Genomic DNA, 8,650 nt, shown 5'->3' on the forward strand with positions numbered 1-8,650 from the left:
GTTCACAAGTTATAATAAATAGAGAGTTACTGAACAGACAGGAGAGAGTATCGTGGCAAGTATTAAAGATATTGCGAAACAAGCAGGCGTGTCTATATCGACTGTTTCCTACGCTCTGAATGGCAGCCCCAAGGTGACTGAAGAGACGGCGGCGAAGATCCTTGCCATTGCGAAGGAACTGAACTATGTCCCGAACGCTGCGGCCCGCTCCTTGAAAAAGCGGGAAACAAAGATCATCGGAGTCTTCCTTACCAATTATGGGGGCGCGTTTTACGGGCAGCTGCTTCAGGGCATTCAGGATACCCTCAACAACAAGGGATACGAGATGATTGTCTGCAGCGGCAAGGAGTCCCATCGGTTTATTCCTGAACGGATGATTGATGGTGCCATCGTATTAGATTACTTTTTTTCCAGCGGAGAGTTAATCAGGCACGCGGACGCCGGACATAAAATCGTCGTGATGGATAGAGAGCTAGAACATCCTAATATAAATCAAGTATTACTGCACAATACTTCGGGAGCAACCTTAGCGATTGACCATTTGATCGAGAAGGGTCATCGTAAAATCTATGCCGTTACCGGCCCAGAAGGATCATACGATGCCACACAGCGGATTGAAGCAGTGCGCCAGTCGGTTGGTCGATACAGTGACATCGAGTATCAAGAGCTTCCAGGTGATTTCAATAAGCCAGCTGGCGAGAAGGCTGCCAAACAAATCATCAAGGAATTCACTGAACCAGTTGCCGTGTTCTGCCTGAACGATGAAATGGCCATCGGGATGTATAACTATCTTGCCAAAACGAAGTTCGTAATCGGCAAAGACATCCACATCATCGGCTTCGATAACATCGAACTTACTCAATACACCCAGCCAAGACTAGCGACCATCGACTATTCCGAACGGAAATGGGGAGCTGTCTCAGCTGAACACCTCTTGAAGTTGATCGCCAACGAACAAGCAGAAAACGAGCGGATTTATGTAACACTCATCCCTGGCGAATCAGTCGGCAATATATCAGAAAGTTAGGGGCGTTCTGTATTTCGCCCCTATTCTTCAGTTTGTTTGATTCAATAAACCTAAGGTGCTGACACATAATTATCAATTTTAACTAGCGGGAACACTTTAAAAACCCACTAAATAAATGTTAATAAACAGATTAAAGGACGTTTGCTACCAAACCAAACCATAAATGCCCACAACTCTTATTTGGTTGGTGGGCATCTTTGCTTTAATAAAATGGTTATAGTATGTTTTATTGCTGTATGTTATTTCATAGTTTAAGCTAATCTTACAAACGCATTTACTCTAGTCTAATTCACTCGATTCGTTAAGCATTCTTCTCCCAGGCAAAACACATAAATCTTGCATCTTCCGTAAGCCATTTTTGCGAATGACCCATCTGGAATAATTCCTTGTGTTCAAAGAACAGCTTTCTCGCATAAGGAAGTTTAACTTCTCGGACTGCTTCATTTAGCATATTAAGGATTCTTTTATCTTTTTCACTTAGTAAAATGAAATCTGCAATCTCTTGTTCTTTCGCTATCACTTTAACGAACTCTTTTGCTTCGTTATTTAGCATGGAAAAATTGAGAGGTTCTGTGATTCGAGTCCACTCTTTTTTTATCAGGTCTCTTGCATTACCATATTGTCTTTTGCTTATTAAGTTATTAATAATAACAATAACGCTTTCTACTTTCATGTCTTATCCCGTCCATTTTATAGATATATTTACTTACTATGCTATACAGGACTAAAGACCTAGTCAATATAATATTTAGATTATTCTTAAATTATCACCACTAACATCATTTAACGTTCTCGGTGTAATAGCGATTCTAAATAGTTCAATATCTCATTCCGTAATTTATCATCCTGCAATGCAAACTCAATGGTCGTCTTAATGAATCCGATTTTTTCTCCAATATCATATCGTCTTCCTTCAAATTCATAAGCGAAAACTCTTTGAATGTAATTTAGTTGTTGAATAGCATCAGTTAGTTGGATTTCTCCTCCTGCTCCAGGTTCCATATCTTCCAAAAACATAAAAATCTCTGGTGTCAGAATATATCTACCCATAATTGCAAGATTTGATGGTGCAGTTCCAGGTTCAGGCTTCTCTACTAAGCTCTCGACCTGGTAACGTCTTCCTTCCTGCATCGATGGGTCAATAACTCCATATTTGTATGTCTCTTCATCAGGAACTGTTTTAACTCCAATTACAGATGAACGGATTTTTTCATATTGATCAAGCAGTTGCTTTAAGCATGGAGTTTCACTTTTGACGATATCATCACCCAACAGCACAGCAAACGGCTCATCCCCGATAAAATTTCGCGCGCACCAAATAGCATGCCCAAGTCCTCTCGGCTCTTTTTGCCGGATATAGTGAATGTCCGCGAGATTGGTAGAGTATCGCACCTTATCAAGGAGCTCGAGCTTCCCTTTACTCTCTAGATTGCGCTCAAGCTCTGGTGAGTAATCGAAGTGGTCCTCGATGGCTCGTTTTCCTTTACCTGTCACAATCATAATCTCTTCAATCCCGGATGCTACTGCTTCTTCTACAATATACTGGATCGCTGGCTTATCAACGATTGGCATCATTTCCTTAGGCATTGCCTTAGTCGCTGGAAGGAATCGCGTACCCAACCCGGCAGCGGGTATAATTGCTTTCCGCACTTTTTTCAAATGGGCTCCCCCTTTGAAATTAATTTATTCTTAATATACTGCATATGCTGCCGCAATATGACGGACGGGACTATGCAGGTTGCGGATGGCATAAAAAAAACTGGCAGCCCTTTTAATAGGCTGCCAGTTTTACTCTGAACAGGTCTTTAAATCTATTATTAAATCTTCCATAAGCTTTTGGATTGTGATTTCTTGATTATTCTTCCCTTTTTCATAGGTCTTTCTTATGACATCTAAAACAAGTTCCTGATTCATTGCCGTTGTTTTTTCCTCAGATGATCTCACCTTATGATCCTCCTGTTTCTGTCTACAATGACATTATTCTATTAAAATCGATTCCCTTTGTAAATAGTTTTCCAGCAAAGATCATGTCTGCACTGGTACATTTTGCTACTTTTTGTCAAAATCATGTATATTAACCTAGTTCAATATGATAGAATATTTCTATATTTTACTAGAATGGAGTGTTGATGAAAGTTGAAGAAAAAAGCCGCTTCTCTTATGACTGCCGCTATTCTGACTTCTGCCTTCTCCGGTATCGCTTCCGCAGACTCATATACTGTTAAAAAAGGGGATACATTATCCCGTATTGCTCATACATATAAAACAACTGTAATTGATTTAAAGAAAACCAATAAATTATCTTCTGATTTAATTTATGTGAACCAGACATTAACAGTTCCAGGTACTACGATTGTGACTAAGCCCGTTGTTGCGCCAGCAAAACCAGCTGCCAATACGGACGCAACATCTGTTTATGTTGTGATAAGCGGCGATACGCTCGGTAAGATTGCCTCCCAGCATAAAATCACACTTAGTGATCTTATGAAATGGAACAACTTGAGCGGCCACTTGATTTATCCCGGACAAAAGCTTAAGGTATCCAACGGTTCATCCGAAACTACACCGGCACCAATAACAAGTCAGCCAGCACCTGTTTCTAATGCGCCTAAGACACCAGCTCAGCCAGCTGCAACAGCACAATCTGAATATATCATTAAATCAGGTGACACGCTGAGCGGGATTGGCAAGCAATTCGGAATGTCCGTTCACGAGCTTAAAAAACTGAATAACCTTCAATCGGACATGATCTATGTCGGACAAAAATTACTGGTGAGCAAGAAGGCAGATTCAACACCTTCTGCACCAGTCCAGGCACCTGCAAAGCAGCCTGTCCCTACTGTTGATTCAGAAGTACTTGCCATCGCACAGGACCTGATCGGTGTTCCCTATATTTGGGGCGGAAGCACACCAGAGGGTTTTGATTGCAGCGGATTTATCTACTATGCCTTCAACAAAGCCGGCATGAAGATGGGCCGCTATTCATCAGAAGGGTATTACAGTCGTTCTTACTATGTGAACGACCCACAACCCGGCGATCTAGTATTCTTTGAAAATACATATAAACCTGGCATCTCTCATATGGGTATCTATCTCGGAAATAATGAATTCATCCATGCAAGTGATAACGGCGTTGTCATTTCCAGCCTGGACAATTCCTATTACAAGAAACATTTTGACGGATTTAAAAGATTCTATTAAATAACAGGCACCTAAATAGGTGCCTGTTTTGTTTTACCACTGGGTTATCTTAATAAACCAATAATATCTTTTTTATTTTCACGGTCGCACAAGTGTTAAACAACTGTACTATCTTATAGAGTAATATGACTGGTAAAAAAATTCCCATGGCCTCATTCTCATTCTATTTAACGGACGTCAATTCGTTAAACGATCCCAGATTCCCGTTTCACTCGTCTTAAAACTGAATCCCACACCTTTCCTGTTACACCTAAAATAATCAGCATCCAGATAATCTGGAATATAAATTTCAATGTTTCGTTCTTTAAGAATCCTGCGATCCAATTTCCTGCGTAGTAGATTGCTATAGCAGAAAATCCGATAAGAAAAACAAATGCAGCAAACACAATCAGTCGATTTTTAATGCTTACCTTTTTGATTTCCTCCTTGTGTTTGGCCAATAAAAAGATTACTACAGTAACAAACAAAAATACGGCAAACCCAATTGCTCCATCCAGATTGACCTCAACCTTTCATCCCTTCTCATTGAACACTCCCAATGAGTTTTCCTTTAATTTTAAACTTGTAGAATTAAACTAAGCCTATTCCGGTGAGTATCGATTCATAATGTCATTTTGTAGATATACAATATACGTAGAGAACTTGAATGCAGTTTCATAATTTAGGAAATATTACCGAAACGATTTTTTTCATTTAAAAAAGGAACGTTCGATTAAACGTTCCTTTTTTTGTGAGAATAAACTAAGGAAGCAAAAAGAACCGCCTCTGCGCTTACTTAAAAAATCCCACCATAATATGCTTGAATATGGTCCTTTTTCCTTCTTCTGTGAAGGTTTTTTTCTTAAGTGATTCTATGTTCAGCCTGTTGAAGAATGGACTGTTTAATTGCTGGATTTTATCTGGATTTTTCACGACGATTTCTCCAGATTTTGCGCCTTTCTTAACTTCAACCTTGTCATCCTCGGTCAAGCCTTTTTTGATCTTACGTTCCTCAACTACACCTTTTTCATTTAATACATAGATGAAACTGTTCTTCTTGCCTTTTTTTACCGACTTTTCTGGAACAGTAGATGCATTTACAACCTGGTTTGTGACGACATTAACATCGACATGGGTTCCTTTTATGATCGGACCCTGATTCTGGTCCTCCTCTAGTTCGATTTCAAAAGGATAGTTGCTTTCTTTTTTCACAGATGGATCTGTCTCAGGGTATTCAGCAATTTTTGTCAGTGTTCCGCCGACAGTCCCTTTGAATAAGTCAGATTTAATGTAGACTTCCATACCTTCCTCTACATTCTTCAAATCTTTCTCTGTAAAAACCCCTTCAACCTTTGGTCTATCAGAAATAATCGTGATAATCGGATTTTTCAATTCATAATTGATTTTTTTCACTGTACCTGCAACTTCACTGCTTCTGCCAAGCTCATCACTGCCATCATATGAATCGATCAAATCATCGTATTTATCGATTTCAGTCTTCACCCTGCTTTTTTCAAGTTGCTTATCGTATATTTCTTTTTCAATTGACACAAGCAATAAATCTGAGGAGTCGCTTCCCGCAGAGCCGTCTCCGAATACTGGCGCACTGTTATTTGAGGAAGAAATGGAGACAGACTGCAGATAGAGAAGCTGTTGAATTTGTTCTTCAATCAGAGTTGATTCTCTTACAAGTTGACTTCTTTCCGCTTCCAGTTTTGCCAAATCCTCATCAATGTTATCAGAGGAATATTCAAAAAGAGTGGTGCTGCTGTCGACTTTATCCCCTTCTTTTACCAGGAAGCTCTTAAACTCTCCAGAAACCTCATTATAGTATATATGATGCTCATCTTTAGGGGTGACGACACCAGATGCCTGAATTGTCTCTGTCAGGCTTTCCTTGCCCACTGTTGACCACTTGTTAATATAAGAAGAGCGCTCTGCTTTACTGTCATCCTTTAATGCCAAATATAAGTTCGCAGATACAAACAGGATGCCTGCCGTTAGCAGGATTGTGGTTTTCTTTTTCATATGGCGCACCTCCTTTATAGGATCTTTTCAAATTGGATGAATGAAAAAAGTGCTGCAAACAGCCAGATTATGAGATTGATTGAAATGACAATAACAAGGATGATCTTAGGGTTTCTTTCCATCAGCATTTTTAGATATTTATATTCAATGAAAATGATCCAGAGTTTGAATATGGACATGGTCGACAGAAGTTGGATCAAAAACTCGTTGCCTGTTATGTACTGCGCAAGGATGCCCAGAGAGAAGGGTGATGAAATCTCCGTCAGTCCAAGCAATATAGCCAGAGGGATTACAAGAACTTTTTCTAAGAGTAAAACCGGAATGACGAAAAGTTGGACAGCCACCAATTTTTTTAGCTCAAGGTCTGATAAAGTCCAAAAAAATAGAGCCGGAAGGAAAATCATCACTGCACCAAAGAACAGTCCCAGGATGGTTTGACCAATCATGAATAACAACTTTTGCATTTCATACTCTGCTCGTGAAACACTGGTCAGTTGTTTTGATAAATACTCTGACCCGATTCCAAAGTATGCACTAACCCCAAAAACCAGGCCACTGAGCAAAATCAGCAGTGTGGCTTTTTTCCAAACCCCGGGAACTTGTTCTGAATCTCTAAGCTTATATGTATAATAATGATAATTTAAAAGGCCACGAAGTACTTCTATTCGGTTATTCATCATTTGTCCCCCAGATTCAGTTCTGTCTATCTTCTTTATTTTATCTGAAAAAAACCTAATATTAAAATAATATCTTAACTTAAAACGTATTTGTCACTATTTGGTATCCTTGATTGTTTATTCTACAAGTTTCGCGGAAATCCCTTCCCTTTATTTAAAAACACATATCCCCTCCTCTAATACCTCTTTTTTGGGTATAATAGAAGAATATGTTTTTTCGTATAATTGAATATAATTTTAACAAAGCAAGTTTGTTGTGCTTGTCGAATTATGTCTTAAAAGTGCTTTTAATGTGCTATTGATGTAGGTGAACGGGGGAATCGCTGTGACTGTCATACCTGATAACCAGGCACCGATTTTTAAAGAAGCTGCCGAAAAATTGAATATGATGTTCAAACCGGAAGTCGAGGAGGATGCGCGCCTTGTCCAGAAAGGGCTGATGCTCTATCGCCAGGGAACGGTCCACCATCTGAAGTATATGGTGAAGTCGATTTGGGCGACGGTCCAGGACGTGACGCCGGTTCGTGTGTACATAAATGTTTCGGACCCTGAAGAGAGCAGCTGCACCTGCCCTGCTGGGTCGTTTTGCCGCCATCGCCTGGCTGCGTTTTTCCAGGCTTATGGTGATGTCGCGAGTGTTTCCGACTGGGTTGAAGCCTGGCGCAAGCCTGCGAAGGAGCAGATGAATGCTGAAAAATGGGGCTTGCAGCGCGCGAAGGATCTGGTTAAGAAGGATACCCGAGCGGGACATGATTACGATAGCTGGGCCGCCTCTTTCCGCGAGAGCTTCGAAGACATCGCCAAGGGCCAGGGAGAACCGAGGGCTTATGTTGTGCCTGGATTGTTCCGTTCCTATGTTCGACGGGTTGAGGTTTCCGCTCCGCTGGAGGTCGTTTGGAAAAACCTTTATATGATCGCAGCGTCGGTCCATTCCTTTAATCTGCTCACAGAACTGGCCCGTGAATTCGGGCACGATGATGAGCCAGCAATGGACCGGTATTACAGGCCGCTTTTCGAGGATCTGTTCAATGATGCCGAGGAATACATTGAACGGCTTGCTTATGGGACAATGCCGTTTTCGTTTGATTCGTTTCTGGAAAAACTAAAGGACGAAACGATTGGATTAACGGTTCCTGATGCTTCTGTTGGCTATGACCGGATCGATTTATATCGGCTTTTATGGGAAAAACTTTTTAAAAATGGCGGCTGGCGTGATGGAGAGCGAGCGCGGCTTGAAAACTTTGGTGATGGCAAACGGGATCAGATTGAAGAGATTGCTTTGATTCATCAGCTTGTTTTAGCGAAGCAGGACGGAGAAGCATTGAAGCGATTCACTGCTCTCCCTGTCGGTTCCCTTCCATATATGTTTTACTGGCTTGACGGCTTCCGGGTGCAGCGAGAATGGAACCGGATGGGGCCTTTCATCGAATACCTCGTCCAGCAGTTGCGGAATTACCTGAAGCATCTAGGGGATTATTATGCTTGTAAAAAATTCACGCGTTATGCGTTGAAGCTGGTTGGTGCATTTACACGCGAGATTGGCCGCGGCGAGCTGTACGACCGGGCGCTGGCACAGGCAATGCCATACAGCTTTTACGAATATGAAGATTCCTTATTTGAAAAAGAACAATATGAACAATGGGGCGAATTGCAGTCTTACTTTGGCTTTGAATATAACTCGATATCAAGCGAGCGGATTAAGGTTTTACAAAAAGAAGCTCCTGAAGTGTTGATTCCG

9 protein-coding genes are annotated in these 8,650 nt (G+C 41.0%); 3 read left to right on the forward strand and 6 right to left on the reverse strand.

What is annotated here, in order from left to right:
• The first annotated feature begins 52 nt into the window (after positions 1–52).
• Positions 53–1,027: a LacI family DNA-binding transcriptional regulator gene (locus TY49_RS13755; protein ID WP_041966487.1), complete on the forward strand. Its 975-nt coding sequence runs from the start codon at positions 53–55 to the stop codon at positions 1,025–1,027.
• A gap of 301 nt (positions 1,028–1,328) precedes the next feature.
• On the opposite strand, the gene TY49_RS13760 is transcribed toward TY49_RS13755, so the two are convergent.
• The 3 genes from TY49_RS13760 to TY49_RS24700 form a co-directional block, all read right to left on the reverse strand.
• A complete protein-coding gene (locus TY49_RS13760) occupies positions 1,329–1,700 on the reverse strand; it encodes a hypothetical protein (RefSeq protein ID WP_041966488.1) in 372 nt (123 codons plus the stop codon).
• Between the two features lie 110 nt (positions 1,701–1,810).
• Entirely contained in the window at positions 1,811–2,686 is an 876-nt protein-coding gene (gene galU, locus TY49_RS13765; RefSeq protein WP_041966489.1) for a UTP--glucose-1-phosphate uridylyltransferase GalU, read from the reverse strand.
• A gap of 129 nt (positions 2,687–2,815) precedes the next feature.
• The gene (locus TY49_RS24700; RefSeq protein WP_156972685.1) at positions 2,816–2,971 is read right to left on the reverse strand and encodes a YwzD family small protein; all 156 of its coding nucleotides are present in this window, start codon (positions 2,969–2,971) and stop codon (positions 2,816–2,818) included.
• A gap of 192 nt (positions 2,972–3,163) precedes the next feature.
• On the opposite strand from TY49_RS24700, the gene TY49_RS13770 reads away from it, so the two are divergent.
• Positions 3,164–4,228: a C40 family peptidase gene (locus TY49_RS13770; RefSeq protein ID WP_041966490.1), complete on the forward strand. Its 1,065-nt coding sequence runs from the start codon at positions 3,164–3,166 to the stop codon at positions 4,226–4,228.
• Positions 4,229–4,413: 185 nt separating this feature from the next.
• On the opposite strand, the gene TY49_RS13775 is transcribed toward TY49_RS13770, so the two are convergent.
• The 3 genes from TY49_RS13775 to TY49_RS13785 all read right to left on the reverse strand — a co-directional run bounded on the left by TY49_RS13775 (position 4,414) and on the right by TY49_RS13785 (position 6,915).
• On the reverse strand, positions 4,414–4,695 hold the full coding sequence (locus TY49_RS13775) for a hypothetical protein (protein WP_041966491.1): 282 nt from the start codon (positions 4,693–4,695) through the stop codon (positions 4,414–4,416).
• Between the two features lie 304 nt (positions 4,696–4,999).
• Positions 5,000–6,235 (reverse strand): efflux RND transporter periplasmic adaptor subunit, encoded by a 1,236-nt coding sequence (locus TY49_RS13780; protein ID WP_041966492.1) that lies wholly within the window; start codon positions 6,233–6,235, stop codon positions 5,000–5,002.
• 14 nt (positions 6,236–6,249) lie between these two features.
• Positions 6,250–6,915 (reverse strand): hypothetical protein, encoded by a 666-nt coding sequence (locus TY49_RS13785; protein ID WP_156972686.1) that lies wholly within the window; start codon positions 6,913–6,915, stop codon positions 6,250–6,252.
• A 322-nt stretch (positions 6,916–7,237) separates the two neighbouring features.
• Between TY49_RS13785 and TY49_RS13790 the strand changes: the two genes are divergently transcribed.
• On the forward strand, positions 7,238–8,650 hold a 1,413-nt coding region (locus TY49_RS13790; RefSeq protein ID WP_052442192.1), incomplete at its 3' end, for an SWIM zinc finger family protein.

The sequence above is a fragment of the Mesobacillus selenatarsenatis SF-1 genome (assembly GCF_000813125.1).
In the GTDB taxonomy this organism is placed as follows: domain Bacteria; phylum Bacillota; class Bacilli; order Bacillales; family Cytobacillaceae; genus Mesobacillus; species Mesobacillus selenatarsenatis.